The 24,795-nt window shown below is 70.1% G+C and carries 26 protein-coding genes; 9 read left to right on the plus strand and 17 right to left on the minus strand.

Annotation, left to right across the window (positions count from 1 at the left end; all coding sequences use genetic code 11):
• The first annotated feature begins 23 nt into the window (after nucleotides 1-23).
• The gene (locus tag ACIBGM_RS01820; RefSeq protein ID WP_360515523.1) at nucleotides 24-1,469 is read left to right on the plus strand and encodes a gamma-aminobutyraldehyde dehydrogenase; all 1,446 of its coding nucleotides are present in this window, start codon (nucleotides 24-26) and stop codon (nucleotides 1,467-1,469) included.
• On the opposite strand, the gene lysA is transcribed toward ACIBGM_RS01820, so the two are convergent.
• From lysA to ACIBGM_RS01845, 5 genes are all read right to left on the minus strand, one after another.
• A complete protein-coding gene (gene lysA, locus ACIBGM_RS01825; protein WP_360515526.1) occupies nucleotides 1,466-2,716 on the minus strand; it encodes a diaminopimelate decarboxylase in 1,251 nt (416 codons plus the stop codon). The genes ACIBGM_RS01820 and lysA overlap by 4 nt on opposite strands.
• Before the next feature lie 7 nt (nucleotides 2,717-2,723).
• A complete protein-coding gene (locus ACIBGM_RS01830; protein ID WP_360515529.1) occupies nucleotides 2,724-3,644 on the minus strand; it encodes a universal stress protein in 921 nt (306 codons plus the stop codon).
• Nucleotides 3,641-5,095, minus strand: a complete 1,455-nt coding sequence (locus tag ACIBGM_RS01835; protein ID WP_396384165.1) for an amino acid permease — start codon at nucleotides 5,093-5,095, stop codon at nucleotides 3,641-3,643. The genes ACIBGM_RS01830 and ACIBGM_RS01835 overlap by 4 nt, the downstream gene beginning before the upstream one ends.
• A 106-nt stretch (nucleotides 5,096-5,201) precedes the next feature.
• On the minus strand, nucleotides 5,202-6,221 hold the full coding sequence (speB, locus tag ACIBGM_RS01840; RefSeq protein ID WP_396384166.1) for an agmatinase: 1,020 nt from the start codon (nucleotides 6,219-6,221) through the stop codon (nucleotides 5,202-5,204).
• A gap of 82 nt (nucleotides 6,222-6,303) precedes the next feature.
• Entirely contained in the window at nucleotides 6,304-6,639 is a 336-nt protein-coding gene (locus ACIBGM_RS01845; RefSeq protein WP_360515537.1) for a hypothetical protein, read from the minus strand.
• 64 nt (nucleotides 6,640-6,703) lie between these two features.
• On the opposite strand from ACIBGM_RS01845, the gene ACIBGM_RS01850 reads away from it, so the two are divergent.
• Complete coding sequence (locus ACIBGM_RS01850; protein WP_360515540.1) at nucleotides 6,704-10,129, plus strand: error-prone DNA polymerase; 3,426 nt, start codon at nucleotides 6,704-6,706, stop codon at nucleotides 10,127-10,129.
• A gap of 81 nt (nucleotides 10,130-10,210) precedes the next feature.
• Here ACIBGM_RS01850 and ACIBGM_RS01855 read toward each other — a convergent pair whose 3' ends face one another.
• The 4 genes from ACIBGM_RS01855 to ACIBGM_RS01870 all read right to left on the minus strand — a co-directional run bounded on the left by ACIBGM_RS01855 (nucleotide 10,211) and on the right by ACIBGM_RS01870 (nucleotide 12,421).
• Nucleotides 10,211-10,465 carry a HEAT repeat domain-containing protein gene (locus ACIBGM_RS01855; RefSeq protein ID WP_360515543.1) on the minus strand — a complete coding sequence of 85 codons (255 nt, stop codon included), beginning with the start codon at nucleotides 10,463-10,465 and terminating at the stop codon, nucleotides 10,211-10,213.
• A gap of 4 nt (nucleotides 10,466-10,469) precedes the next feature.
• On the minus strand, nucleotides 10,470-11,159 hold the full coding sequence (locus ACIBGM_RS01860) for an SMI1/KNR4 family protein (RefSeq protein ID WP_396384167.1): 690 nt from the start codon (nucleotides 11,157-11,159) through the stop codon (nucleotides 10,470-10,472).
• A 21-nt stretch (nucleotides 11,160-11,180) separates the two neighbouring features.
• Nucleotides 11,181-11,576: a hypothetical protein gene (locus tag ACIBGM_RS01865; protein WP_396384168.1), complete on the minus strand. Its 396-nt coding sequence runs from the start codon at nucleotides 11,574-11,576 to the stop codon at nucleotides 11,181-11,183.
• A 71-nt stretch (nucleotides 11,577-11,647) separates the two neighbouring features.
• Nucleotides 11,648-12,421 carry an inositol monophosphatase family protein gene (locus ACIBGM_RS01870; protein WP_396384169.1) on the minus strand — a complete coding sequence of 258 codons (774 nt, stop codon included), beginning with the start codon at nucleotides 12,419-12,421 and terminating at the stop codon, nucleotides 11,648-11,650.
• Between the two features lie 83 nt (nucleotides 12,422-12,504).
• On the opposite strand from ACIBGM_RS01870, the gene ACIBGM_RS01875 reads away from it, so the two are divergent.
• On the plus strand, nucleotides 12,505-13,344 hold the full coding sequence (locus ACIBGM_RS01875) for a YhjD/YihY/BrkB family envelope integrity protein (protein ID WP_360515555.1): 840 nt from the start codon (nucleotides 12,505-12,507) through the stop codon (nucleotides 13,342-13,344).
• Here the strand turns inward: ACIBGM_RS01875 and ACIBGM_RS01880 are convergent.
• From ACIBGM_RS01880 to ACIBGM_RS01900, 5 genes are read right to left on the minus strand one after another with little or no spacing between them, the layout of a single operon-like run.
• The gene (locus ACIBGM_RS01880) at nucleotides 13,337-13,960 is read right to left on the minus strand and encodes a neutral zinc metallopeptidase (RefSeq protein WP_396384170.1); all 624 of its coding nucleotides are present in this window, start codon (nucleotides 13,958-13,960) and stop codon (nucleotides 13,337-13,339) included. The genes ACIBGM_RS01875 and ACIBGM_RS01880 overlap by 8 nt on opposite strands.
• A complete protein-coding gene (locus ACIBGM_RS01885; RefSeq protein WP_360515561.1) occupies nucleotides 13,957-14,472 on the minus strand; it encodes an RDD family protein in 516 nt (171 codons plus the stop codon). Before ACIBGM_RS01885 ends, ACIBGM_RS01880 begins: the two co-directional genes overlap by 4 nt.
• Nucleotides 14,469-15,008 carry a hypothetical protein gene (locus ACIBGM_RS01890; RefSeq protein ID WP_360515564.1) on the minus strand — a complete coding sequence of 180 codons (540 nt, stop codon included), beginning with the start codon at nucleotides 15,006-15,008 and terminating at the stop codon, nucleotides 14,469-14,471. The genes ACIBGM_RS01885 and ACIBGM_RS01890 overlap by 4 nt, the downstream gene beginning before the upstream one ends.
• Nucleotides 15,005-15,907 carry a formylglycine-generating enzyme family protein gene (locus tag ACIBGM_RS01895; RefSeq protein WP_396384171.1) on the minus strand — a complete coding sequence of 301 codons (903 nt, stop codon included), beginning with the start codon at nucleotides 15,905-15,907 and terminating at the stop codon, nucleotides 15,005-15,007. Before ACIBGM_RS01895 ends, ACIBGM_RS01890 begins: the two co-directional genes overlap by 4 nt.
• Before the next feature lie 7 nt (nucleotides 15,908-15,914).
• The gene (locus tag ACIBGM_RS01900) at nucleotides 15,915-17,177 is read right to left on the minus strand and encodes an arylsulfatase (protein ID WP_396384172.1); all 1,263 of its coding nucleotides are present in this window, start codon (nucleotides 17,175-17,177) and stop codon (nucleotides 15,915-15,917) included.
• A gap of 201 nt (nucleotides 17,178-17,378) precedes the next feature.
• Between ACIBGM_RS01900 and ACIBGM_RS01905 the strand changes: the two genes are divergently transcribed.
• Together ACIBGM_RS01905 and ACIBGM_RS01910 are read left to right on the plus strand one after the other, a co-directional pair.
• On the plus strand, nucleotides 17,379-17,801 hold the full coding sequence (locus ACIBGM_RS01905; RefSeq protein WP_396384173.1) for an SHOCT domain-containing protein: 423 nt from the start codon (nucleotides 17,379-17,381) through the stop codon (nucleotides 17,799-17,801).
• Nucleotides 17,782-18,210: a hypothetical protein gene (locus ACIBGM_RS01910; RefSeq protein WP_360515576.1), complete on the plus strand. Its 429-nt coding sequence runs from the start codon at nucleotides 17,782-17,784 to the stop codon at nucleotides 18,208-18,210. The genes ACIBGM_RS01905 and ACIBGM_RS01910 overlap by 20 nt, the downstream gene beginning before the upstream one ends.
• A 41-nt stretch (nucleotides 18,211-18,251) precedes the next feature.
• On the opposite strand, the gene ACIBGM_RS01915 is transcribed toward ACIBGM_RS01910, so the two are convergent.
• Nucleotides 18,252-18,662, minus strand: coding sequence for a hypothetical protein (locus ACIBGM_RS01915; RefSeq protein WP_360515579.1), 411 nt, complete (start codon nucleotides 18,660-18,662; stop codon nucleotides 18,252-18,254).
• A gap of 93 nt (nucleotides 18,663-18,755) precedes the next feature.
• Here ACIBGM_RS01915 and ACIBGM_RS01920 point away from each other — a divergent pair, with 93 nt between their 5' ends.
• Nucleotides 18,756-19,760 (plus strand): DUF2278 family protein, encoded by a 1,005-nt coding sequence (locus ACIBGM_RS01920; protein WP_396384174.1) that lies wholly within the window; start codon nucleotides 18,756-18,758, stop codon nucleotides 19,758-19,760.
• Between the two features lie 59 nt (nucleotides 19,761-19,819).
• The gene (locus tag ACIBGM_RS01925; RefSeq protein ID WP_396384175.1) at nucleotides 19,820-20,413 is read left to right on the plus strand and encodes a DUF4386 domain-containing protein; all 594 of its coding nucleotides are present in this window, start codon (nucleotides 19,820-19,822) and stop codon (nucleotides 20,411-20,413) included.
• Here the strand turns inward: ACIBGM_RS01925 and ACIBGM_RS01930 are convergent.
• Nucleotides 20,337-21,161 (minus strand): IclR family transcriptional regulator C-terminal domain-containing protein, encoded by an 825-nt coding sequence (locus ACIBGM_RS01930; RefSeq protein WP_396384176.1) that lies wholly within the window; start codon nucleotides 21,159-21,161, stop codon nucleotides 20,337-20,339. The genes ACIBGM_RS01925 and ACIBGM_RS01930 overlap by 77 nt on opposite strands.
• A gap of 45 nt (nucleotides 21,162-21,206) precedes the next feature.
• On the minus strand, nucleotides 21,207-22,670 hold the full coding sequence (locus ACIBGM_RS01935; protein WP_396384177.1) for an amidohydrolase family protein: 1,464 nt from the start codon (nucleotides 22,668-22,670) through the stop codon (nucleotides 21,207-21,209).
• A gap of 184 nt (nucleotides 22,671-22,854) precedes the next feature.
• Between ACIBGM_RS01935 and ACIBGM_RS01940 the strand changes: the two genes are divergently transcribed.
• On the plus strand, nucleotides 22,855-24,018 hold the full coding sequence (locus ACIBGM_RS01940) for a CoA transferase (protein ID WP_360515594.1): 1,164 nt from the start codon (nucleotides 22,855-22,857) through the stop codon (nucleotides 24,016-24,018).
• Nucleotides 24,015-24,794 carry a citryl-CoA lyase gene (locus ACIBGM_RS01945; protein WP_396384178.1) on the plus strand — a complete coding sequence of 260 codons (780 nt, stop codon included), beginning with the start codon at nucleotides 24,015-24,017 and terminating at the stop codon, nucleotides 24,792-24,794. The genes ACIBGM_RS01940 and ACIBGM_RS01945 overlap by 4 nt, the downstream gene beginning before the upstream one ends.
• The last annotated feature ends 1 nt before the right edge of the window (nucleotide 24,795 follow it).

Below are 24,795 nucleotides of genomic sequence, written 5' to 3' on the forward strand. Positions count from 1 at the left end.
ATCGGTGCCGGGGAGGGCTCGACATGCCGGAGAAGAAGGTCTTTCACAACATCGTCGACGGCACGGTCCAGGCGGCCGCGTCCGGGGCGATGATGGACATCGTCAACCCGTCCACCGGCGAGGTGTACGCGTCGGCGCCGAACTCCGACGACCACGACGTCGACCTGGCCTGCCGGGCCGCGGCCGGCGCGTTCGAGAAGTGGCGCTGGTCGACGCCGTCGGAGCGGCAGAAGGCGCTGCTGAAGCTGGCCGACGTGATCGAGGAGAACGCCGAGGAACTGATCGCGGTCGAGAGCGAGAACACCGGCAAGCCGGTCGGCCTGACCCGGTCGGAGGAGATCCCGCCGATGGTCGACCAGATCCGGTTCTTCGCCGGCGCCGCGCGGGTGCTGGAGGGCAAGTCGGCCGGTGAGTACATGCGCGGCTTCACCTCGTCGGTCCGGCGCGAGCCGATCGGTCCGGTGGCCCAGGTGGCGCCGTGGAACTACCCGATGATGATGGCGGTCTGGAAGTTCGCCCCGGCGCTGGCGGCCGGCAACACGGTCGTGCTCAAGCCGTCCGACACGACGCCGGCCTCGTCGTACTGGATGGTCGAGAAGATGCAGGAGATCTTCCCGCCCGGGGTCTGCAACCTGGTCTGCGGCGACCGCGACACCGGCGCCGCGCTGACCAGGCACAAGGTGCCGCAGCTGGTGTCGATCACCGGCTCGACCCGGGCCGGGATGGCGGTCGCGACGGCGGCCGCGGCCGACGTGAAGCGGGCGCACCTCGAGCTCGGCGGCAAGGCGCCGGTGGTGGTGTTCGACGACGTGGACATCCCGGCCGCGATCGAGGGCATCTCGGTCGGCGGCCTGTTCAACGGCGGCCAGGACTGTACGGCGGCCACCCGGGTGCTCGTGCAGCAAGGGATCTACGACGAGTTCGTCGAGGCGCTCACCGACGCGGCCCGCAACACCCGGACCGGCTACGACCCGGCCGACGACGACATCCTGTACGGGCCGATCAACAACGCCAACCAACTCGGCCACGTCTCCGGGCTCGTCGAGCGCGCGCCCGGGCACGCCCGGGTGACGACCGGCGGCAGCCGGGTCGGCGAGCGCGGGTACTTCTACGAGCCGACGATCGTCGCGGACCTGCGGCAGGACGACGAGCTGATCCGGACCGAGATCTTCGGCCCGGTGCTGACCGTGCAGAAGTTCGCCGACGAGGACGAGGCGCTGCGGCTGGCCAACGACACCGAGTACGGCCTGGCGTCCTCGGTGTGGACGACGAACGTCACCACCGCGGCCCGGATGTCGGCCCGGCTCGACTTCGGCTGCGTCTGGGTGAACACCCACATCCCGTTGATCGCGGAGATGCCGCACGGCGGTTTCAAGCACTCCGGCTACGGCAAGGACCTGTCGATGTACGGCCTCGAGGACTACACGCGGATCAAGCACGTCATGCTCCATCACGGCTTCGAGGGCTAGTCGACGTCCCGGGCCGTCAGGTCGTTCCAGGTCTCCCGTCGGACGACGAGTCGCGCGCGGCCTTCGTGCGCGAAGACGACCGGGATCCGGCGGTTGCCGTTGTAGTTGTTCGCCATCGTGTAGCAGTACGCCCCGGTCGCGGGGACGGCGAGCAGGTCGCCCACGCGCGGGTTCGCCAGCGGCACACCGTCCACGAGAACGTCACCGCTCTCGCAGTGCCTTCCGACGACGGTCGCGGTCTCCAGGCCGGGACCGTCGAACCGCCCGACGATGCCGGCCTCGAAGCGCTGCCCGAACAACGCGACCTCGAGGTTGTCGCCCATCCCGCCGTCCACCGCGACGAACGTGATCGCGCCGCGCTTCACCGTCGTCACCCGGTAGATCGTGGTCGCCGCCGTGCACACCATGCTGCGGCCGGGCTCGATGATGACGTGCGCCGACGAGGGCAGGTGCTGCTTCGCCGCGCCGATCAGGGCATCGAGGTACGACGACACCGTCGGCGGCTTGTCCGACCAGGTGTAGCGCGCACCGAGTCCGCCGCCCAGGTCGTACACCTCGAACTCGCCCAACCGTGCGATCGGCGCGACCGACTCGGCGAACGGCTCGACGTCGAGGATCTGTGATCCGACATGGACGTGCAGCCCACGCATCCGGAGCCGCGGACTGTGCTCGATCCGCTGGATCAACTGGGCGGCGTCGGCCGGCATGAGCCCGAACTTGGAGCCCTCGTGACCGGTCAGCACATGGCTGTGGGTGTCCGCGGTGACGCCGGGAATCACGCGGACCAGCACGTCCTGGTCGCGGCCGGTCGCCTCCAGCCGGTCGACGTCGTCGGCGTTGTCGACCACGACCAGGCCGATCCCGTGCTCGACCGCGAGCGCGATCTCCTCGTCGCTCTTCGCGTTGCCGTGCAGCACGATCAGGCCCGGATCGACTCCGGCCTTCAACCCGGTCAGGATCTCGCCGCCGCCCGCGACGTCCAGGCCGATGCCTTCCTCCACCATCACCCGCTGGATCGCCGTACAGGGGAAGGCTTTGGAGGCGAAGACGACGCGGGAGTCCGGCCAGCGCGCGGTCAACTCGTCGCGGTACTCGCGGGCCCTTGCGCGGAGCGCGTCCTCGGCGACGACCAGCACCGGCGTACCGAAAGCGACCGCCAGGTCGTCGGCGCGGCAACCGCCGACGACCAGGGTGCCGTCGGCGTCGAGGCTGCTCCCGGGCGGAAACAGCGAGAGCAGATCGCTCATGGCAGGCTCAGCCTTCGGTGGCGCGTTCGGCCAGCACCTCGGCCCGGTGCCGCGGCACGACGATGACCGGGACGGGGGAGTGCCGCAGGATCTTCGACGCCCGCGAGCCGAGGAAGACGCGCGCGACCGGCCCCAGCTCACTCGACCCGACCACGAGGACGTCGCCGGGGTCCCAGCCGACGTCGTCGATCGCCTCGTCCCAGGTCGCCCCGGCGCCGATCACCGTCTCGACCGACCGGGGTCCGGCGGGCAGATGCTTGACCTGGGCAAGTGTGGCGCTCACGGTCTTGTCCAGTTCCGCCCGCCACTCCTGCATGACCAGGTCCTCGGGCTCGGTGCCGAGCCGGGTGGTGAAGGCCGGCCGGGACCACACCGCGAACGTTGCTATCCGCAACGATGCGCCCACGTCGCCACCGACCGTGGCCGCGGCCAGGACCAGGCTTTCGGCGCTCGCCGTACCACCGAAGGCCGCCGTGACCCGGCTGACCCGGGCGTCCGGCGGACAGCGGAATCCCCGTGTGGCAAGGGCGAGCGAGACGTGTGAGCTGTGCAGCAGCCGGTCGGTCACGCTGCCCAGCGCGATGTGACCGAACACCCCGGCCGATGACGACCCCAACACGATCAGCCGCGCGTCATGATGGTCGGCCAGCTCTAGCAGACCGACTGGCGCCGATCGCGCACTGTGCCTGACGTAAGCCGCCGGCACGTCGGACGGCATGAAGCCACGAGCGCGTTCGAGCGCCTGGTCGGCGGTCTGCGCGAGGTACTCGTGGTACTCCGCGTCCACCCGCGCCATCCCTGGCGTCCACGGCGCCGGTACGACGCTGCAGACGATCAGATCGTCGTTCGCGGACCGGGCCAGCATCGCCGCCAGGTGCAGGGCCGCCTTCCCGCGTTCGTCGGAGGCGTAGCCGACGATCAGCGTCATGAGGCGGGCCCGTCGTCGTCGTGGATCAGGCCGACGTGCTCGTGCCGGCCGAGGTGGGAGTGCCTGAAGCCGTAGAAGAAGTACCAGGCCAGCGCCACCGCGACCCAGATCAGGAACACCCAGATCGTCGCCGCGCGCAGGTCCTGGATGATCCACAGACAGCCCAGGATCGACAGGATCGGCGTGACCGGGTACAGCGGCACCTTGAAGCCGCGCGGCAGCTCCGGGTGCGTACGGCGCAGCACCATCACGCCGATCGACACCACCAGGAACGCGACCAGGGTCCCGATGCTGGTCATCTCGGCCAGGAAGTTGATCGGGATCAGCCCGGCCAGCAAGGCGATCACGGTCGCCACGATGATGGTGTTCGGGACCGGCGTGTGGGTGCGCGGGTTCACCTTGTGGAACAGCTCCGGGATCATTCCGTCGCGAGCCATCGCGAACAGGATCCGGGTCTGGCCGTAGATCACGATCAGCGTGACGCTGAAGATCGAGATCACCGCGCCGGCCGCCAGCACGGTGGCCGGCCAGGTCGAGCCGGTGACGTCCTCCAGGATCGCCGACAGCCCGGCCTCCTGCCCCTCGAAGTCGTCGGCCGGCTGGGCCGCGACCGCGACCAGCGTGACCAGGATGTAGAGGGTGGTGACGGTGACCAGGGCGATCAGGATCGCCAGCGGCATCGTCCGCCGCGGGTTCTTGACCTCTTCACCCGCGGTCGAGACGGCGTCCAGGCCGATGTAGGAGAAGAAGATGATGCCGGCCGCCGAGGTGATGCCGGTGATCCCGAACGGGGCGAAGTCGGACAGGTTGTCGGAGTTCCAGCCCTGCAGGCCGATCACGATGAACAGCACCAGGACGCCGATCTTGATCAGCACCATCACGGCGTTCGTCTTCGCCGACTCGCTGGCGCCGCGGATCAGCAGCAGCGTGACGAGCAGCACCAGGATCACCGCGGGCAGGTTGAACAGCCCGCCCTGCTCCGGCGCCTGCGACAGGCTGTCCGGGATGGTGACGCCGAAGATGTTGTCGAACAGCTCGTTGAGGTACTGCGACCAGCCGACGGCCACGGCTGCCGCGGAAACGCCGTACTCCAGGAGCAGGCACGCGGCCACCCCGACCGCGGGCAGCTCACCGAGCGTCGCGTAGGCGTACGAGTACGACGAACCCGACACCGGCACCGCACTCGCGAGCTCGGCGTAACAGATCGCGGTCAGCCCGGCGACCACACCGGCGATCACGAACGACCAGATCACCGCCGGGCCGGCGACCGGCACCGCCTCCGCCAGGACGAAGAAGATACCGGTGCCGATGGTGGCGCCGATGCCGAACATCGACAGCTGGAACAGGCCGATCGACCGGACAAGCTCGCTCTGGCCGGTGTCGGTGCCGGTCTCCTGCGCCATCTCCGGGACCGGCTTGCGGCGGAACAGTTGCTGCGGCGTCATCGCCATGGAAGCCCCCCATCCTCGATGGAGGTGCCCGCCCGTCCCCGCCACCTCCACCTTCTTCGGAGTGTGGCACTCGCTCACCGCGCTGTGAACAGGTGAGCGACGGTGGTCAGCTGGGCCGGTCGTCCAGCAGCGGCTGGGACGGGTCCCAGTGCGTGCCGTCGCGTTCGTCCCTGCGCTTGCGGGCAATCGCCGACAAAGCTTCCAGCACGACCCGGTTCGCGAGCGCCGCGGTGATGTCCGCGTGGTCGTACGGCGGGCTCACCTCGACCACATCCATCCCGACCACGGGCAGCTCGAGGCCGATCCGCCGTACCGCGTCCAGCAGCTGGCGGGCGGTCAGGCCGCCCGGCTCCGGAGTGCCGGTGCCCGGGGCGTGGCCGGGGTCGCAGACATCGATGTCGACGGACAGGAACACGCCGTCGCACTCGTCGGTGGCGATCGCGAAAGCCTCGCTCAGGCAGGCGTTCAGTCCGCGGTGCCCGATCTCGGTCATCTCGTAGGAGCGCATCCGTTGCTGGGCCATCCAGTCCAGCGTGTCCGGCGGCGGCCAGTAGCCGCGCAGCCCGATCTGCAGGAACCGGTCGCCGCGCAGCGCGCCGGACTCGATCAGCCGGCGCATCGGTTGCCCATGGCCCCACAACGACCCGAACTCGATGTCGCCGGTGTCGGCATGCGCGTCGAAGTGGATCATCGACACCCGGCCGTGGCCGAGCACGTTCGCGACCCCCTTCGCGTCCGGGAACGCGATCGAGTGGTCACCGCCGAGCACCACCGGGATCGCGCCCGACCGGGTCACCTTCTCGACCGCGGCCTCCAGCGTGGGCAGGGCGGTCTCGATGTCGCCGGAGTACATCTCCACGTCACCGGCGTCGACGACGTTCAGGTCGACCAGGCCGTCGGTGCGCAGCGCGAGACTCGGCCGGGACCCGTCGTGCCCGAGGTAGTCGCGCATCCGGATCGCCATCGGCCCGAACCGGGCGCCCGGCCGGTGCGACGTGCCGCCGTCGAACGGCGCCCCGAGGATCACCACCTGGGCGTCCGCGTACGACGCCGGGTCGTCCAGGTCGCAGGCCGGGACCCCGAGAAAGGTGAAGTCCGGGCCGAACTGCTGGCCGTAGCGGGTCATGCTCGGAGTGTCGCACCCCGCAACCGCCTGTCAACCGCTCGCCTGTCAACCGCTCGGCCTGTCAACCGCTCGGGCTCGCCGGCTACAGCGGGCGGAGGTCGGTGCCCGGGATCCAGGTGACCCGGCCGGACTTGTCGCGGACGCGGCCGAGCCACTCGCCGTTGTCGCGGATCCAGATGTCGAGCTCGCCGTTGGCCCACTGGGCGCGCTGGACCGGCTGCGGCGGGTCCACCTTCCGGACGGCGTCGGCCGGTCGCGGCCCGTGCGCGTCGTACTGGACGTCGAGGTCGCTGGCTATCCGGTGTGCCTCCGTCTCGTCGTCGATGTCTGTTGCCCGCCACCCGTTGACCGCGCCGTCCCAGACGCCGAATCTGTTCGATCCGTCGTCGGAAGGTCGCACCGTGAACCGCCCAAGCATGGCTTCAGATTAGCGCTACTTCGAACACATGTTCTAGTCTTGTGGTGGACGGAAGGTGTGTGCGATGGGCTACAACAATCCCCCGATCAAATGGTCGGAGCTGGAGCGCAAACTGTCGAACCGCTCGCGCCCGGGCAGCCACGGCAACCGCCCGGTGACGGCCGACGGCGGCGACAGCCCGGCGTGGTCACAGCACCGCGGTCCGTACGTGCCGGCCCCCGCCCGCCGCCCGGACAACGCGGTGCCCTACGCAGAGCTCCACGTCCACTCGAACTTCTCCTTCCTGGACGGCGCGTCCCAGCCGGAGGACCTGGTCGAGGCGGCGGTCCGGCAGGGCCTGCACGCGCTGGCGCTGACCGATCACGACGGGTTCTACGGCGCGGCCCGGTTCGCCGAGGCCGCGGCGGCGTACGAGCTGCCCACCGTGTTCGGGGCGGAGCTGTCCCTCGGCCTGACCGGCCCGCAGAACGGGGTGGCCGATCCCGAGGGTAGCCACCTGCTGGTGCTGGCGGAGGGGCAGGAGGGGTACCACAAGCTGGCCGGCGCGATCACCGAGGCGCAGTTGGCCGGCGGTGAGAAGGGCCGCCCGGTCTACGACCTGGAGGAGCTCGCCGAGCATGGCCGCGATCGCTGGCTGATCCTGACCGGCTGCCGGAAGGGGCTGGTCCGGCAGGCGCTGGAGCTGGGCGGGCACGCCGACGGCCCGGCCGCCGCGGGCCGGGAGCTCGACCGGTTGGTGAGCCTGTTCGGCCAGGACCGCGTGGTGGTCGAGCTGGTCGACCACCACCTCCCGGCCGACTCCACCCGCAACCAGGTGCTGGCCGGCCTGGCCGCCGACCGCGGGCTCCCGGTGGTTGCCACCAACAACGTTCACTACGCCACCCCGGCGCAGCACAAGCTGGCCGCCGCGCTGGCCGCGGTCCGGGCCCGCCGGGACCTGGACTCGATGGACGGCTGGCTGCCGCCGGCCGGGATGGCATTCGTGCGGTCGGGTGCCGAGATGACCACCCGGTTCCAGCGGTTCCCCGGGGCGGTGGCGCGGTCGGTGACGATCGCGGACCAGCTGTCGTTCGACCTGGCCCGGGCGAAGCCGAAGCTGCCGTTGCGGGACGTGCCGGACGGGCACGACCCGATGTCCTGGCTGCGGCACCTCACCTTCGAGGGCGCCGCCCTGCGGTACGGGACCCGCGAGGAGCGCCCGGATGCGTACGAGCGGCTGCAGCGGGAGCTGGACGTGATCGCCGAGAAGGGCTTCCCGGGGTACTTCCTGATCGTCCACGACATCGTCAAGTTCGCGCACGACCACGGGATCCTGTGCCAGGGCCGCGGCTCGGCGGCGAACTCGGCGGTCTGCTACGCGCTCGGGATCACCGCGGTCGACAGCATCCTCTACAACCTGCCGTTCGAGCGGTTCCTGGCCTCGACCCGGACCGAGGAGCCGGACATCGACGTCGACTTCGACTCCGACCGCCGCGAAGAGGTGATCCAGCACGTCTACGAGAAGTACGGCCGGCGGAACGCGGCCCAGGTCGCGAACGTGATCAGCTACCGGCCGAAGTCCGCCGTCCGGGACATGGCCAAAGCCCTGGGGTACTCGGTCGGCCAGCAGGACGCGTGGTCGAAGCAGGTGGACGGCTGGAGCCCGGAGATCACCTCGACCGAGCACGACATCCCGCCACGGGTGGTGGAGATGGCCACCGGGTTGCTGAAGTTCCCGCGGCACCTGGGGATCCACTCGGGCGGGATGGTGCTGACCGAGCGGCCGGTCGGGGAGGTGGTGCCGATCGAGCACGCCCGGATGGAGAACCGCACGGTCCTGCAGTGGGACAAGGACGACTGCGCGTGGATGGGGCTGGTGAAGTTCGACCTGCTCGGGCTCGGGATGCTGGCCGCGCTGCAGTACTGCATGGAGCTGGTCCGCGAGCACGTGGGGGAGTCGTGGCTGCTGCACACGATCCCGAAGGAGGAGGCCGGCGTCTACGACCAGCTGTGCCGGGCGGACTCGGTCGGGGTGTTCCAGGTGGAGTCGCGGGCCCAGATGGCGACGCTGCCGCGGTTGAAGCCGCGCCGGTTCTACGACCTGGTCACCGAGATCGCGCTGATCCGGCCCGGCCCGATCCAAGGTGGCGCGGTCCATCCGTACATCCGGCGCCGGACCGGGGAGGAGCCGGTCACCTACCTGCACCCGAAGCTGCGGCCGGTGTTGGAGCGCACCATGGGGGTGCCGCTGTTCCAGGAGCAGCTGATGCAGATGGCGATGGCGGTCGGCGAGATCGACGGCGACGAGGCCGACCTGCTCCGCCGCGCGATGGGGTCGAAACGCGGGATCGAGAAGATCTCGTCGCTGAAGGAGAAGCTGTACGCCGGGATGGCGCGCAACGGGATCACCGGGGACCTGGCCGACGAGATCTACGACAAGATCGAAGCCTTTGCGAACTTCGGGTTCGCCGAGTCGCACTCGATCAGCTTCGCCCTGCTCGTCTACTCCAGCACGTGGCTGCGGCTGCACTACCCGGCCGCGTTCCTGGCCGCGTTGCTGCGGGCCCAGCCGATGGGGTTCTACTCACCCCAGTCCCTGGTCGCCGACGCGCGTCGGCACGGTGTCGAGGTGCGGCGTCCGGACCTGCACCTGTCCGGGGTCGACGCGGGCCTCGAGCAACTGGTCGACGGGCAGGAGCTGACCGGGCCGACCGGCTCGGCGGAGTGCCTGGTGGATCCGCAGCCGCTGGTCGGCCCGTTCGACCCGAAGGCGCCGTTCGACACCACCGTCCATCGCCGGGACGGCGCGTTCTCGGTCCGGCTCGGGTTGTCGGAGGTGCGCACGATCGGCGAGAAGGGCGCGAAGCTGATCGTCGAGGAGCGCGACCGGGGTGGGCCGTTCACCGAGATGGCCGACCTGGTCCGCCGGACCGGGATCACCGCCGCCCAGGTGGAGGCGCTGGCCACCGCGGGCGCCTTCGACTGCTTCGGGCTGGATCGCCGGCAGGCGTTGTGGGAAGCCGGCCGGGCCGCCGAGGAGCGTCCGGGCCAGCTGGCCGGGATCACCGCCGCGGGGCCGCCGCCCACCCTGCCCGGGATGACCGACATCGAGTCCGACATGGCCGACCTGTGGTCGACCTCGATCACCACCACCAGTCACCCGATGCAGCGCATCCGGGCCGAGCTCCGGGCCGAGGGCATCCTGTCCGCCGCCCAGCTCCGCGAGGCGCCCGACGGCAGCCGGGTCCGGGTCGCCGGCGTTGTCACCCACCGCCAGCGCCCAGCCACCGCCTCCGGCGTCACCTTCATGAACCTCGAGGACGAGACCGGTATGGCCAACATCGTCATCACCGTCGGCTGCTGGCACCGCCACGCCACCGTCGCCCGCACCGCCGGCGCCCTCATCATCCGCGGCCGGGTAGAACGCGCCGGCGAAGTCACCAACCTCTCCGCCGACCACCTCCAACGCCTCCCTCTCGCCGCCAAAACCACCTCCCGCGACTTCCGCTGAGCCACGCGCTGCCGCCGGCGTCGGGGGGCCAGTGCCAAGTGCCAGTGCCAGTGCCGGTGGTCGGGTTGGGCGGCGTGTTCGTCACGGTTTCCGGCGGCGAAGCGCCGGCCACCGGCTCTTCCAGGATCCGACGACGCGATCGAGGTTCGTGCGGACCACGGGGTCGGTCTCCGTGGCCTGCAGCTTCCGAAGGTCCCGCAGCAGCGACCGTTCCTTGCGTTGTTCGGCCGCTTGGACGGCTTGGCGCCGTACGTCGGCATCGGGGTCCACGAGTGCACGGCGCAGTAGGCCGGTCGCGTCGCCGTGTGCCGTGATCGCGCGGTATACGGCCGTCACGCGGTCACCGGCGGCGGGCCGTTCCAGCAGCGGCCGAGGCGGCGCTCGGCATCGGGTGGGCTGCCCGCTGCCGCCGGTCCGGATCCGGGTCACCGGCAAGAATCGCGAGCAGTGCGGTCTCGTCGCCAGGCAGCAGCTTCAGGCCGAAGTCGGTGACCGAGTACCCGGCCAGGAGCTCGTCGAGCCACCGCTCGTACCAGGTGAGGAAGTCGGGATCCTCGCTCACGTACGGCGGGTCGCACCAGTCCGCGTTGATACTGACGAGCTGGCCTCGACCCGGGCCGGTCACCACGAGCTGGGTGTAGTAGGCGCAGCCGTGGTGGACGATCGCGAGGCTGCCCTGCCGTGGCTCAGGCAACTCGCCGTACTCCTCGTCCTGGTAGGCGACGCCGTCCGCCAGGTAGCTCGGGGCGGCGAGGAAGCCGACCGGGTCGTCGTCCCAGTCGACCGCTTCCCGCAAGGGCACCAGCCCGTAGCTCGGGCCTGCGCCGCCGTCCCCGGCCTCGAGCAGGAACAGCCGGTACTCCGCCGGCAGCGCGACCTCATGCTCGGCCTCGAACGCCGCGACCTCCGCCTCGGACAGCGTCGGCTTCAGCCGGTACGCGTGGGCCTTGGCGCCGAAAGACTCCAGCAGGGCAGGGGATTCGGCCGCCTGGGCGAGTTTCGCGCGGATACGGCTGATCCGGTCGTCCACCAGGACAGACTAGGGGACCCGCTATGGCTGGGGGAGTTTGGTGTTCCAGTGGTGGAGTTGGTCGGTCAGCCAGGGCAGGAGGGGGTCGCCGACCGCGGTGTCGATGCCCAGGTAGCGGAGCCCGACGGTGGCGAGGGCGAGCAGGCCCAGCAGGAGCCCCAGGACGTTGAGGGCCGAGCCGGCCATGTCGGGACGGTGGGTGCTGACCAGGCCGACCAGGCCGGTGAGTACGGCGACGGCGCCGAAGATCAGCGAGACGCCGAACAGGATCGAGAACGTTGCCGTAAGCACCGCTCCGAGGCCGCAGACCAGCGCGATCTCGGCCGCGGCGGACATCCGCGCCCGTGGCGCCGGCGACGCGTCGATCAGTTCCTGCAGCCCCACATCGCCTCGAGGGCTGTGCCCGTACGTGGCCATATCCCAAGGTTAAGCCGCAAACCTCGCGCAGACAGTCAACCGATGGTCACGAAATAGGGGTTGCTTCGGGCTCAGAGGTGTGGGGCGACCAGGTCGAGCAGCCGCTGGTGGGTGGTGGGGTCGGCGGTGGCGATCAGGCCGGGACCGGTGTGCACGGGGTTGCCGCGGAAATCGGTGACGGTGCAGCCGGCGGCTTGGCACACGGCGATGCCGGCGGCGAAGTGGACGCTGTCGAGGAGATCGCCGTCGGCGATGTACGCGGCCCGGCGGCCGATGGCGACCCAGGCGAGGGCGAGGGTCGTCGAGGACACCCGGCCGCCGAACGCCGCCAGGAACTTCTCGTCGGCCAGCAGTTGCGCGCCGAGAAAGTCGGTCCCCTGCGGAGCGTCGATGTCCACGTCGACCAGACGCGATGCGGCAGAGGGCGTCGCCGGCAGGTCGGTCGGCGAAAGGCCGCGGAGGTGGGTGGTGGTGCCGTCGGTCCAGAGGAGTTCGTTGGTGAGCGGGTCGGCGACGGCGGCGACGCCGGTGCTGGGGAGGGCTACGTTGACGGAGAAGAGTGGGGTCTGGGCGGCGAAGTTGAGGGTGCCGCAGAGCGGGTCCACGAGCCAGGTGCGGGCTGCGGTGCCGCTGGCGCCGTACTCCTCGCCGATCACCGCGTCGTCCGGGCGCGCCGCGCGGATGACCTCGAGGATCGCCCGCTCCGACTCCAGGTCGGCCTCGGTGGCAAAGTCTGTCGGCGACTTGTCGAAGTGGCTGAGGGCGCCGCCGTACATCCGCCGCACGACGTCCGCCCCCGCCGCAGCCGCATCGATCGCTACCTCAGCATCAGTCAGTCGGTCCATGGCGGCATCCAACCCCAGGTCGGACCTGCTGTCACCCGTCAGGGATGAGTACGGCGGCCGCGCGCTTGGCTAGCGTCGAAGTGATGAAGCAGCGGTGGGTGGAGCACCCGCGGGTGCAGCAGGGCTGGACGTGGGTGCAGGGCAGCATCGTCTGGCGCATCGTGATCGCGGCGCTGCAGATCCGGCTGTACGACCGGGCCCTGTCGATCGCTGGGAAGGCCTTCATTGCGCTGGTCCCGCTGCTGATCGTCGTCGCGACCCTGCTGAGCACGTCCGATGCCGAAGCGGTCGCCAACTGGATGATCACCCGGTTCGGCCTGACCGGTACGACGGCCGACACGGTCCGCTCGCTGTTCTCCCGGCCGCCGTCCAGCTCGGGCGGTCTGACCATCCTCAGCGTCCTGACGGTGCTGATCTCCGCGAGCAGTTTCGCCCGGTCGATCCAGCGGACCTACGAGGTGGCGTGGGACCTGCCCGCGCGCGGACTACGCCGTACCGTCGACGGCATCCAGGGCGCCTTCCTGCTGCTCCTGGCCCTGGTCGTGCTGGCCTCGATCGCGAGCCTGGCCGACGACCTGCCGGGCGGCGTGCTCGTCACGCTGGCCCTGCAGACCTGCGCTGCGGTACCGGGGTGGTGGCTCGGTGCGTGGCTGTTGCTGAGCCGCCGTGTCGCCTGGCGGTTGCTGTTGCCGGGAGCAGTGGTGAGCGCGCTGGCGCAGACGACCGTCAGCGCGGTGGGTGCGAGGTACGTCCCGTACCTGATCGAGCAGAACACCGAACGGTACGGCGTCATCGGCGTGGCGATCGCGATCATCTCGTGGCTCGTCATCCTGGCCCTGGTGATCGTCGGCTCGGCCGTGGTCGGCGCCCAACTGGGCGCCGCGCTGGCCAGGCACGACGAGCAGCGGGAGCGCGCTAGCTGATGCAGGCCTCGACCCCGCGGTTGACGCCGAGACTGAACGCCGAGGTCCGCTCCTGGATGTTCCCGTGGTCGCTCACCCTGGTCCACGGGTACTCGTCCGCGACCGCCGCGAGCGTCTGCGCGAGCTCCTGGGCGTCACCGGGCTCGATGGCGATCCTGCCCGTCTCCGCGGCGCCTTGGAGGGAGGCGCCGGCCAGGCAGTCGGCCTGCAGTTCGGCCGCGACGGAGACCTGGTCGGTGTCGAGCCGGGCCTGGATCGCATGTGCCCACTCGTGGGCGATGATCAGGTAGACCCACGCGTCGCCGATCTGGCTGTAGCCGGCGGCCATCAGGTCCTCGTCCCACGCGATGTAGTCACCAGTCGGGCAGTAGTACGCGTTGAACGGCACGGACCGTTCGCCGGCACACTGTGGCCCGTCGACGCCGGTGTAGCCGCCGGCCACCCGCGGGCTCTCGTACGGCTCGCCGAAGGCCTCTGGGAAGGTCTGCCGCCAGAAGTCGTCCACGACCTCGACGGCGCTCTGGATGTCCTTGTCCATCGTGTCCTGGTTGACCGCGGTCGTCTCGGTGCAACCGGCGACCAGGACGGCGAGCAGCAACCAGGCGATCCTCCTCATCGACCCTCCACGTTGGCGCGCCGGAGGAAGTCGGACAGCGGCCCGGGCAGCTCGGCCGGCCGCTCACCCCAGTCGTAGACGACCGCGGTCCCGGCGATCAGGTCGTGCAGCGCACGATGCTCGCGCTGGAAGATGATCAGCACGAACCCCAGGCCGAACAGCAGCAAGCTCAGCGGGAGCACGCACACCCGCAGCAACGCCCGCCCGGTCCGCAGTGTGCTGCCGTCCTTACGCACCACCCGCAGGCCGACGATGCCCTTCCCGGGCGTCCGCCCGGCGATCGCCAGGCACCCGAAGGTGTAGCAGAAGGCCCAGCTCAGCAAGGCGATCGTCGCCACCGGCGCGTTCGGATCACCCCGCAACGACACATCGAAGAACGCGGTGGTCAGCAGGTCGAGCCCGGCGAGCCCGAGCGTGTACGACACGAACACGAAGACCACGTCGAGTACGGCGGCCACCGCCCGGCTGATGGCCCCCGCGTAGTGACCGGTGACGGTCAGCCGCGCGTTCATGCCTGCTCCGGCCCGGCCAGCAGCCGTGGCGCCGACGGCTGCGACGGGGTGTGCCGGCGCAGGATCCGGCCGATCACCCGGTCGAGTACGGCGTCCAGGCCGGCCAGTTGCCGCCGGACCAGGTCAAGGGCCGAGCCGGCCATCTGACTGGTGCTCTCGGCAACGATATCCGGGATGCCGGAGCGCCGGACCACCTCCTCCAGATCCACGTCCCGGAGCAGCGCGTCCATGTCGACCCGCGCCAGCAGCCGGTTGAGATCGATCCGGTCCGTGAGCCGGTCCAGGTCGACCCGGTCCAGCAGTTGGTCCATGTCGATGCGCACGACCAGCTGGTCGATGTCGATCCGGGTCAGCAGCCGGTCGATGTCGATCCGGGTCAGCAGCCGGTTCAGGTCGATCCGGTCGACCAGGGCTTCGACGTCCACGTGCTCGAGGATGATGTCCGGCTGGACGGTCTCGACCACCCGGCCGGTGACCTTGCCGGCGATCCGGCCGATCAGCCGGCCGGGAGTGTTCGCGAGCTCGGGATGGGTCATCGCACGCACCGGAAGCCGAGGTGGCTCATCCCGGTGTCGACCATCTGTGGACGCCGGGCCGCGGGCCGGTAGCGCAGGCAGTAGCTGTCGGCGCAGAGGAACGAGCCGCCTTTGATCACCTTCCGCGGGATCCGGAACTGCGGCTGCGCCGGGTCCAGGCTCGCCTCCTCCGGGACGCAGCAGCCGTGGCCCGGTTCCGGCTCCGAGCTGTACCAGTCGCTGGTCCACTCCCACACGTTCCCGGCCATGTCGTACAGCCCGTAGCCGTTCGGCGGGAACGACCCCACCGGCGCCGTCGTCCCGTACCCGGTTTCCGGCCGCCACGGGAAGTCGCCGTGCCAGTAGTTCGCCAGCCGGTGCCCGGGCTGCTCGGGCTCGTCACCCCAGACGTACGTCGCCGACTCGAGCCCCCCGCGTGCCGCGACCTCCCACTGTGCCTCCGTCGGCAGCGCCCCGCCGGCCCAGTCGCAGTACGCCAGCGCATCGTCGTACGCCACGTGGACGACGGGATGCTCGCCACGACCACTGAGATCCGAGCCGGGTCCCTGCGGACGCCGCCAACTGGCGCCCGGCGTCCAGGTCCACCACTGGCTCAGATGCCGCAGGTCGACCGGTCCGGGCGTTCGCGTGAACACCATCGAGCCCGGGGCGAGGTTCTCCGCGGGAGCGCCCGGGAAGTCGGCCGGGTTCAGCGGTCGCTCGGCCACCGTGACGTAGCGGGTGTCGCCGACGAACTCGGCGTACTGCCGGTTCGTCACCTGGTACGGATCGATGGTGAACTCAGCGACCTCGACCCGGCGGACCGGGCGCTCCTCGGCGTAATGCCGGTCCGAGCCCAGCGTGAAGACCCCGCCGGGCACGCGGACTGCCGGCGGCGCCGAAACACGGTACGGCGTCATCACGGGACTACTGGCCCGCTGTCAGGGCGGCCTGGAGCTTCTCCAGCGCCTGATCGATGGTGAACGAGGCCGCGCGCTGCCGGGGCGGGAACTCCTCGAAGGTGGCCAGGAACTCGCCGATCAGCTGGCTCGCGGAGAAGACGAGGTAGGCGTTGTCCAGCAGGAAGTCGGCGGTGTGCCCGGTCTTCAGCTTGTCGACGATGTCCGGGTCGCCGGCCGCGGCGACGAGGGTCGGCAGCCAGTCGTGGTGCTGGACGATCTCGTTCGAGACCACGCCGGCCGGGATCTTGCCGGGCCAGCGGATCAGCTCCGGGACCCGGAAGGCGCCCTCCCAGTTGGTGTTCTTCTCGCTCCGGAACGGTGTCATCCCGCCGTCCGGCCAGGTGTTCATGTGCGGGCCGTTGTCGGTGCTGTAGATGACGATCGTGTCGTCCGCGATGCCGAGCTCGTCGAGTTGGTCGAGCAACAGCCCGACGTGCTTGTCGTGGTCGATCATCGTGTCGTGGTAGGTCGACTGCCACCGGCCGGCCTGGCCGACGCTCTCCGGCTTCGGATGCGTGCGCAGGTGCATGTGGGTGGTGTTCATCCAGACGAAGAACGGGGTCTGCTCGGCGGTCTTCCGCCGGATGAAGTCCATCGCGGCGGCGACCGTGTCGTCGTCGATCGTCTCCATCCGCTTCTTTGTCAGCGGGCCGGTGTCCTCGATGCGCTGCTTGCCGACCCGTCCGAACCGCTCGTCGACGTTCTCGTCCTCCTTGTCGGTCGCCCAGGTCCGCAGCACACCCCGCGGACCGTAGCGGGCCCGGTAGTGCGGGAAGTCCTCCGGGGACGGGTAGTTCGGCTGCTCCGGCTCCTCCTCGGCGTTCAGGTGGTAGAGGCTGCCGTAGAACTCGTCGAACCCGTGCACGGTCGGCAGGAACTCGTTCTTGTCGCCGAGGTGGTTCTTGCCGAACTGCCCGGTCGCGTAGCCGAGCGGCTTCAGCAGCTCGGCGATCGTCGGGTGCTCCGCGCGCAGGCCGATGTCCGCACCGGGGACGCCGACCTTGCTGAGCCCGGTGCGGTACACGCTCTGCCCGGTGATGAACGACGCCCGGCCCGCCGTGCACGACTGCTCGCCGTACGAGTCGGTGAACCGCATCCCCTCCTCGGCCAGCCGGTCGATATTCGGAGTCCGGTAGCCCATCAGCCCGCCGGTGTAGCAGCTCAGGTTGGCGATACCGATGTCGTCGCCCCAGATCACCAGGATGTTCGGCTTGCTCCCGTCGGGCATGCTCGGCTCCTCCCCAGCGTCGGCTTCTCGTGCGACCACCCTGGAGGCGCGGAGACGGCACCGGATCCCCCGCCACGGATGATCCGCGCACCCGCCGGCGGCGCCGCAGGTCATCCGCAGGAGATGAGGCGGGACGGGCGGGCGGCGGTCGAGACTGCTCGCAGAGGGTGCGTGCTGCGTGCCCGAAGGAGGAATCTGACCATGTCGTTCTGGGATGTTGTGTGGTTCATCATCATCAGCTTCGCGTTCGTCGCGTACCTGATGATGCTGTTCTGGATCTTCGCCGATCTGTTCCGCGACCGGGACCTCTCCGGGTGGGTGAAGGCGATCTGGGTGATAGCGATGTTCATCGCGCCGCTGCTCACCGCGCTCGTCTACCTGATCGCCCGCGGCAAGGGGATGTCGGAGCGTACGGCGCGCGAAGCGGTGGAGCACCAGCAGCGGCAGGACGAGTACATCCGGCAGGTCGCCGGTCAGAGCTCGGGCCCGACACCTGCCGAGCAGATCAGCCAGGCCCGGTCGCTGCTCGACTCCGGCGCCATCACCCAAGCCGAGTACGACACGCTGAAGGCGCAGGCGCTCGGCAGCGCGACGACGGTTGGCAATGGCCAGCGAGTCGGCTGAGCCGCGGACCGAGTCGGCTGAGCCGCGGACCGGCGCGAGCTCACCGGGTGCCACCGCGACCGCGCTGGCCGGGACCGTTGCGGACGTGCTGACGCAACGGACCCGGTCGGTGCTGCGGCTCGTGTTCAGCCCGCTGCTCGACGTTGTGCTGCCGATGGTCGTGGCCGAAGGGGTCCGGCGGACGGACCTCGCCGGTGCGATCGCCAAGGACGTCGAGGCCGCGCTGGCCAACGTCGACCTGACCGCGCTCGTCCTCGAGCGGGTGGACCTGGACGCCGTGGTGAAGGCCGCGCTGGCCACGGTCGACCCGAAGGTCCTCGCCGAGCAGATCGCCGACGCGCAGAAGGCAGACGGACCGGAGGCCGCCGGCGACGAGCCCCGGCGACCTCCGGACGACGACACTCTCTGAGCGTCGCCCGCGCCGGGAGCACCCGGCGCGGGCCGTTCGGTTCAGGTGCGGATCGCGCCCGGGCGGGTCAGCGACCAGATCACCCACACGTTCAGGCCGATCAGCAGCAGCGACCAGAACGGGTAGTACGGGATGAAGAAGAAGTTGTCGACCGCGCTCAGCACGGACAGGAACAGCGCGCTGATCCCGGCCCAGGTCGACCGCCGGAACAGCGCGATCCCGACCACGATCAGCAGCACGCCGAGGACCAGGTGGATCCAGCCCCAGACGGTGGTGTCGAAATCGAAGGTGTACGAGCGGACCACCACGAAGAACTCGTCGTCGATGATCGCCACCAGGCCGGTGATCGACTGGAACAGCCCGATCAGCACCAGCATCGTCGCCGCGAACGTGATCCCACCGACCGCCCAGCCGGACACCTGCTCCGGACTCCTCTGCGTATTCCCGACCATGTCCCCTCCTGTCTCCTGCGGTGAATCGACGGTAGAGCCCCCATAACGGCAACGACCTCATCCCGGACGGGTGAGGCCGGGGAAGGGCAACTCATGCCGCTGAAGTCGTACGGCGTGCTCGCCGGCCGGGCCGTCGACGCGCGTCGCGAGGGTGGGACGGACACGCCGCACTACCAGGTGCAGCTGCGGGACGCGGACGGGGTGGACTACCGGATCGCGGTGAACGTGCGGTCGAAGGAGTACCCGTCGGAGCTGCTGTTCCGGGTCGACGAGGACTTCCGGCACCCGGTCACGGCGCAGTTGAGCGTGCTCGCCCCGGGGTGGCACCGGCTCGACACCGGGCCGCGGGGCGTGAACCTCGACTACGTCCGGCAGACGCTCTTCGACCGCGCGCTGCTCCGGCCACTGCCGCATGATCTCGAAGGGCCGGGCAACGACCTGTCCGACCTGCTCGACGACCAGGTACGGCGGGCGATCCGCGAGCCGGCCGCGATCGTTTACGCGTTCGGGGAGCGGTGGGGCCCGGAGAGCGCCGTACCGGACAAGATCTTCGGCTTCCGGCCGGGGAACGGGGTGCACGACATCCACATGAACCAGGGCAACGTCGGCGCCTTCCGCAAGGACGACGGGGTCTGGCAGGACGGCGCGCTGATCATCGCGCTGCCGGACCAGCAACGGTGGGTGGGGATCTTCCTCGCGTTCCAGAGCCAGTCGTGGCATACCGACGACGTGACCGGGCACGCGCTCGTCGACGCGCCGGTCGAGGAGTTCGGCGCCGAGCCGGTCCGGATCGTGGCCGCGCTGGTCAACCCGGTCGGTCCCGCCCCCGAGGCGGAGACCGTCACCTTGCTGAACGCGTCACCCGACGCCGTCGATCTCACCGGCTGGCACCTCGTCGATCGCGCCTTGCACGTCGGCCCGGTCCCCGGCGGTGTCCTCGCGGCCGGCGCGACCCTCGCCGTACCGCTGCCGCCGAACGTCCAGCTGGGCAACAAGGGCGGTGAGATCACCCTGCTGGACCCGCAGGGCCTGAAGGTCCACGGCGTCTCCTACACCGCCGCGCAGGCCGAACTCTCAGGGTGGACCGTCGTCTTCTGAGGTTGCCTCTCGCGCTTTCGTACTAAGTACGTTACCTTTGCCGTACTTAGTACGAAACCATGGGAGGGTACGCCGTGCGGGCTTGGAGCATCACCGGGGGAGTAGGCCTGCTGCTGATGGCAGCCTTGGCCGGGTTCGGCAACCTCACCACGTCGGACAGCAGTGACGACCTCTTCCGGGCCGGGGTCGCGAGCCTGTTCCTGGTCGTCGTCCTCGACGTCGTCGTCGCCTGCGCCCTTTACCGCGTCTTCGAGCCGATCGACCGGACAGTCTCGTTCATGGCCGCAGCTTTCAGGCTCGTCTACGCAACTGTCTTCATGGTCGCGATCGGCCAACTTCTGCAAGCCTCGACCGACGCCTTCTCGGACCTCTGGCGCGCCGGCCTGGGCCTCTTCGGCGTCCACCTGATCCTGCTCGGCTACCTGACCGCCCGCACCACCAGATGGCTGGCCGCCCTACTGGTCATCGCCGGCCTCGGCTACCTCACCGACGCCTTCGCCACCTTCTTCGCCCAAGACCTCACCAACTCCACCTACACCTTCATCGGCGAGCTCCTCCTCGCGATCTGGCTGCTGGTCAGGCCGAGGACTCGGTCTTGGGCTGGGGTAGCTCGTGGTGAGGGCGTGACTGGTACAGCGCCCATTCGGCGCTGACGTCGCCGGCGGTGCGCAGGAGCAGCGGGAGGTGGTCGTGGAGGAGTTTGTCGGTGCTGGTCTCCGCGGCGTGGACGGTGACGTTCATGGCGGCGCGGACGATTCCGGCGCCGTCGCGGACCGGGGCCGCGACCGAGCGGACGCCGGGGGCGAGCTCCTCGTCGGCCAGTGCCCAGCCGCGGGCGCGGATCTCGGTCAGCTCGTCGCGAAGCTGCTCGGCGCTCCGGCCGATGTACGGCGGCAGGCCGGCCCGGCTCGGCAAAGCGAGGGTGTCGGCGAGCTCAGCGGGGGAGAGGGCGGCGAGCAGGACCTTGCCCTGGGAGGTCTGGGCGGCCGGGAAGCGGGTGCCGATGTCGACCCGCAGCGCGATGATCTTCGGCACCGACACCCGGGCGACGTAGACGATGTCGGAGCCGTCGAGCTGCGCCATCGACGACGACTCGCCGGTGCGCGCCACCAGCGCCTCGAGGTGCGGTTTCGCGATGTCCCACAGCCCGAGGGCGCCGACGTACGCCATGCCGAGCGTCAGCACCTTCGGGGTCAGCTGGAACGAGCCGTCGGTCGACCGGACGAAGCCCAGCTCCTCCAGCGTCAGCAGCAGCCGGCGTGCCGTCGGCCGGGCCAGCCCGGCCGCGGCCGCCACCTCGGACAGCGACATCGCGCGGTGGTTCGCGTCGAAGCAGGCGAGCACGTCCAGCCCGCGAGCCAGCGACTCGACGAAATCCGGGCCCGCGCCCCGTCCTGCCATCAGTTCCTGCCTCCAGGTCGTACGACGTACCGCAGCCTACTGAGTTCACTCGCCGAAGATCGTGCCGCGGGCCTCGCGCGTCGACTCGGACTTGTACTCGGTGTACTGGTACGGGTTGTCGAACACCTCGTCCTTGGGCAGGTCCGGGTTCATCCCGGCGGCCCACGCCTCGTCGCCGAGCGCGCCGCGCAGGAAGTCCACCGTCGCCTCGACACTCCGCCGTACGGCGGGAAGGTCGACGCCGACCAGCTTGTTCGCGTACTTCACGACCCGGCCGTCGACCAGCACGGTGTGCACATCGCCGCGCTGCGCCTGGAACGCCACGTGCCCGTAAGGGTTGACCAGCGGGAACGACACCGGTGAGTCATCGTTCTTGATCAGCACGACGTCCGCCTTCTTGCCGGGCTCGAGGCTGCCGAGGTCGTCCCGGCCGATCGCCTTAGCGCCGCCGCGGGTGGCCCAGTCGACGACGTGCTCCGCGCGCAGGTGGCTGTGCGTCACGGTGTCGCCCTTCATGTGGGCCTCGAGGTGCTCGCGGGCCCGGTCGGCGCCGAGCGTCGTACGCATCGCGCTGAACAGGTCGCCGCTCCACCACACGCTGGTGTCCTGCGACAGCGACACCGGGATGGCGTACTTGCGGACCTGCCAGGTGGGCGGGTAGCCCTGTCCCGCGCTCTGCTCGGACTCCGTCGACACCGACACCGAGCCGCCGGTCGCGGCGATCCGCTGGTAGGAGTCCTCGGTCAGCGTCGCCGCGTGCACGTAGATGTTCTGCGGCGTCATGAAGCCGTTCTCGTGCATCAGCCGGATGCCGTCGTCGTTCGTCGCACCCCAGACACCGGCGTGCGTGGTCACGCCGACGCCCAGCTCCCGCGCCACCTCGAAGGCTGCCCGCTCGGGGAACGACGGATCGCCGGTGACGTCGAAGGCCAGCTGGAGACCCAGTTGGCCGTCGTCGCGCAGGCGTTCCAGGAAGGCGCGGACGGACGGCTCCGCGGTCCACTCCCACGGCCCGGCCTGAATGTTGCCGTAGGCAAGAACAAACCGGCCCGGCACGGAGCGCAGCGCGTCGACGGCCGCTTCGGCGTGGTCGACGGACTGCAGCCCGTGCGACCAGTCGACGGTGGTGGTGATACCGGCCTCGAGCGACTCCCACGCGGACGTGAGGTTGCCGGCGTGGATGTCCTCGGGCCGGAAGGTCTTGCCGTGCTCGAGGTAGTACCAGACGAAGTACTGCGTCAGCGTCCAGTCGGCGCCGTACGCGCGCATCGCGGTCTGCCACATGTGCCGGTGCGTGTCGATCATGCCCGGCATCACGATGCCGCCGCGGGCGTCGATCTCCTGCGTCCCGTCGGGGGCGTCGACCGACCCGCCGACGGCCTCGATCCGATCGTCCACGACCAGTACGTCGCTCTCGGTCAGCACGGTGTGGTTGTCGTCCATGGTCAGCACGGTCCCGCCGCGCAGCAGTACCGGCCGGCCCGCCACCGGCGTCTCGGCAGTCGTCATGATCCCCTCCAGGCTCTGGCCGGACATACGTCCGTATGCCGGTCACCACGGCTCCATCCTCACTATCCGAGCGATGTCCGCGCGGTGTCAAGGCCTCGGAGCCCGTGCCTTGACAGCCTGGAGTGGCGCTCGCAGACTGAGGCGACGAAGCAGGTGCGGACAAGTGTCCGGAAGGAGTGAGGTCGTGCCCGATGCTGCGCCGGACTCGCGGGGACCGCTGGCCGGGTTGCTGGTCGCCGACTTCTCCCGGATCCTGGCCGGCCCGTACGCGACCATGCTGCTGGCCGACCTCGGCGCCGAGGTGGTCAAGGTCGAGGCGCCCGGCGGTGACGACACCCGCTCGTGGCAGCCACCGGTCCGGGACGGCATCTCGACGTACTACCTCGCGGTGAACCGGAACAAGCGATCGATCGCGCTCGACCTGAAGGAGCCGAAGGACCTGGCCGCGGCACAGGAGCTGGCCCGGCGGGCCGACGTCGTGCTGGAGAACTTCAAGCCCGGCGGGCTGGCCCGGTTCGGGCTGGACTACGACACGGTCGCGGCCTCGAACCCACGGGTCGTCTACGCGTCGATCAGCGGCTTCGGCAGTGGGCCGAAGGGGGCCGTGCTGCCGGGGTACGACCTGATCGTGCAGGCCATCTCCGGACTGATGAGCCTCACCGGAGACCCGGACGGTGAGCCGTTCCGGGCCGGGATCTCGGTGTTCGACGTGATGGCCGGGCTGCACGCGACGATCGGCGTGCTGTCCGCGCTGAACGCCCGGCACGAGACCGGTCGCGGCCAACACGTCGAGGTCAACCTGCTGTCGTCCGCGCTTTCCGGCCTGGTGAACCAGTCGAGCGCGTACGTCGCGGGCGGCGTCGTGCCGCTGCGGATGGGGAACAGCCATCCCAGCCTGTTCCCGTACGAGCCGTTGCCGTGCTCCGACGGCGAGTTGATCATCACGGCCGGGAACAACGGCCAGTTCCGGCGGCTGACCGAGGTGCTCGGCGTCCCCGAGCTCGCTGACGACGACAGGTTCGACCAGAACGAGAAGCGCACCGCGAACCGGGAGGAGCTGCGGCCGTTGCTGGTCGAGCGGCTGCGGACCAGGACCCGGATGGAGTGGTTCCGCGACATCATTGCCGCCGGCGTCCCGTGCGGGCCGATCAACACGATCGACAGCGGGGTCGCCTTCGCCGAGGACATCGGGCTCGACCCGGTGGTGACGGTCGGCGACATCCCGACCGTGCGGAACCCGATCACGTTCTCCGAGACGCAGCCGTCGTACCGGCTGCCACCGCCGGAGCTGGACGAGCACGGCGCCGAGCTGCGCCGCTGGCTGACCGACGAGGAGCGTTCGGCATGACGACCTTTCCGACGTCCCTCGGTACGTCGACCGCCGACGAGATCCACCTGCTCGGTCAGGATCTGACGGCCGACCTGATGGGCAAGGTCGGCTTCGGCGAGCTCGCCTTCTGGCTGGTCGCCCTGCGCCGGCCGACGCCGTCGGAGACCCGGCTCTTCGAGGCCGTGCTGGTCGCGCTGGCCGATCACGGCTTCACGCCGACGGCGATTGCCGCGCGGCTCACCTATCTGTCGGCGCCCGACTCGTTGCAGGGTGCGCTCGCCGCCGGCCTGCTGGGTGGCGGCTCCCGCTTCCTTGGCGTCACCGAGGACTGCGGGATGTTCCTGCACCGGGCGATCGAAGGGCGCGAGTTGCCGACCGATGACGCCGGCTGGGACGCACTGGCGCTCGAGGTTGTGCAGCAGGCGAAGGCCGACAGCAAGTTCGTTCCCGGGCTCGGGCATCCCGTGCACAAGGTTCAGGATCCGCGCACACCGGTGCTGATCCGCATCGCAACCGAAGAGGGTCTGCTCGGACCGCACCTGGAGTTGTTCCAGGCGATCGGGCGGGTGCACGAGCAGGTGCTCGGCCGCAAGCTTCCGTTGAACGGCGCCGGGGTCTGCGGCGCCGCGCTCGCCGACCTCGGGCTGCCGGTCGAGCTGCTGCGCGGCTTCGCCTTGCTGGCCCGGGCCGCCGGCCTGCTCGGGCAGCTCGCCGAGGAACGCCGCCGCCCGATCGGCATGGACGCCTACCTCACCGTCGACCGCAACGCGGTCTACGTCGACCCGACCGAGTAAC

Source organism: Kribbella sp. NPDC050470, from assembly GCF_044458365.1.
GTDB lineage: Bacteria > Actinomycetota > Actinomycetes > Propionibacteriales > Kribbellaceae > Kribbella.

What these genes read in the sequence shown, in the direction of transcription:
- ACIBGM_RS01865 (WP_396384168.1), bottom strand. Translation starts at nt 11,576, where the DNA reads ATGGCCACGTACGGGCACAGCCCTCGAGGCGATGTGGGGCTGCAGGAA.
- ACIBGM_RS01910 (WP_360515576.1), top strand. Translation starts at nt 17,782, where the DNA reads ATGGCCAGCGAGTCGGCTGAGCCGCGGACCGAGTCGGCTGAGCCGCGG.
- ACIBGM_RS01850 (WP_360515540.1), top strand. Translation starts at nt 6,704, where the DNA reads ATGGGCTACAACAATCCCCCGATCAAATGGTCGGAGCTGGAGCGCAAA.
- ACIBGM_RS01895 (WP_396384171.1), bottom strand. Translation starts at nt 15,907, where the DNA reads ATGACGCCGTACCGTGTTTCGGCGCCGCCGGCAGTCCGCGTGCCCGGC.
- lysA (WP_360515526.1), bottom strand. Translation starts at nt 2,716, where the DNA reads ATGAGCGATCTGCTCTCGCTGTTTCCGCCCGGGAGCAGCCTCGACGCC.
- ACIBGM_RS01880 (WP_396384170.1), bottom strand. Translation starts at nt 13,960, where the DNA reads ATGAGGAGGATCGCCTGGTTGCTGCTCGCCGTCCTGGTCGCCGGTTGC.
- ACIBGM_RS01930 (WP_396384176.1), bottom strand. Translation starts at nt 21,161, where the DNA reads ATGGCAGGACGGGGCGCGGGCCCGGATTTCGTCGAGTCGCTGGCTCGC.
- ACIBGM_RS01830 (WP_360515529.1), bottom strand. Translation starts at nt 3,644, where the DNA reads ATGACGCTGATCGTCGGCTACGCCTCCGACGAACGCGGGAAGGCGGCC.
- ACIBGM_RS01875 (WP_360515555.1), top strand. Translation starts at nt 12,505, where the DNA reads ATGAAGCAGCGGTGGGTGGAGCACCCGCGGGTGCAGCAGGGCTGGACG.
- ACIBGM_RS01835 (WP_396384165.1), bottom strand. Translation starts at nt 5,095, where the DNA reads ATGGCGATGACGCCGCAGCAACTGTTCCGCCGCAAGCCGGTCCCGGAG.
- speB (WP_396384166.1), bottom strand. Translation starts at nt 6,221, where the DNA reads ATGACCCGCTACGGCCAGCAGTTCGGCCCGGACTTCACCTTTCTCGGG.
- ACIBGM_RS01945 (WP_396384178.1), top strand. Translation starts at nt 24,015, where the DNA reads ATGACGACCTTTCCGACGTCCCTCGGTACGTCGACCGCCGACGAGATC.
- ACIBGM_RS01935 (WP_396384177.1), bottom strand. Translation starts at nt 22,670, where the DNA reads ATGACGACTGCCGAGACGCCGGTGGCGGGCCGGCCGGTACTGCTGCGC.
- ACIBGM_RS01820 (WP_360515523.1), top strand. Translation starts at nt 24, where the DNA reads ATGCCGGAGAAGAAGGTCTTTCACAACATCGTCGACGGCACGGTCCAG.
- ACIBGM_RS01925 (WP_396384175.1), top strand. Translation starts at nt 19,820, where the DNA reads ATGGGAGGGTACGCCGTGCGGGCTTGGAGCATCACCGGGGGAGTAGGC.
- ACIBGM_RS01900 (WP_396384172.1), bottom strand. Translation starts at nt 17,177, where the DNA reads ATGCCCGACGGGAGCAAGCCGAACATCCTGGTGATCTGGGGCGACGAC.
- ACIBGM_RS01885 (WP_360515561.1), bottom strand. Translation starts at nt 14,472, where the DNA reads ATGAACGCGCGGCTGACCGTCACCGGTCACTACGCGGGGGCCATCAGC.
- ACIBGM_RS01905 (WP_396384173.1), top strand. Translation starts at nt 17,379, where the DNA reads ATGTCGTTCTGGGATGTTGTGTGGTTCATCATCATCAGCTTCGCGTTC.
- ACIBGM_RS01870 (WP_396384169.1), bottom strand. Translation starts at nt 12,421, where the DNA reads ATGGACCGACTGACTGATGCTGAGGTAGCGATCGATGCGGCTGCGGCG.
- ACIBGM_RS01890 (WP_360515564.1), bottom strand. Translation starts at nt 15,008, where the DNA reads ATGACCCATCCCGAGCTCGCGAACACTCCCGGCCGGCTGATCGGCCGG.
- ACIBGM_RS01920 (WP_396384174.1), top strand. Translation starts at nt 18,756, where the DNA reads ATGCCGCTGAAGTCGTACGGCGTGCTCGCCGGCCGGGCCGTCGACGCG.
- ACIBGM_RS01915 (WP_360515579.1), bottom strand. Translation starts at nt 18,662, where the DNA reads ATGGTCGGGAATACGCAGAGGAGTCCGGAGCAGGTGTCCGGCTGGGCG.
- ACIBGM_RS01845 (WP_360515537.1), bottom strand. Translation starts at nt 6,639, where the DNA reads ATGCTTGGGCGGTTCACGGTGCGACCTTCCGACGACGGATCGAACAGA.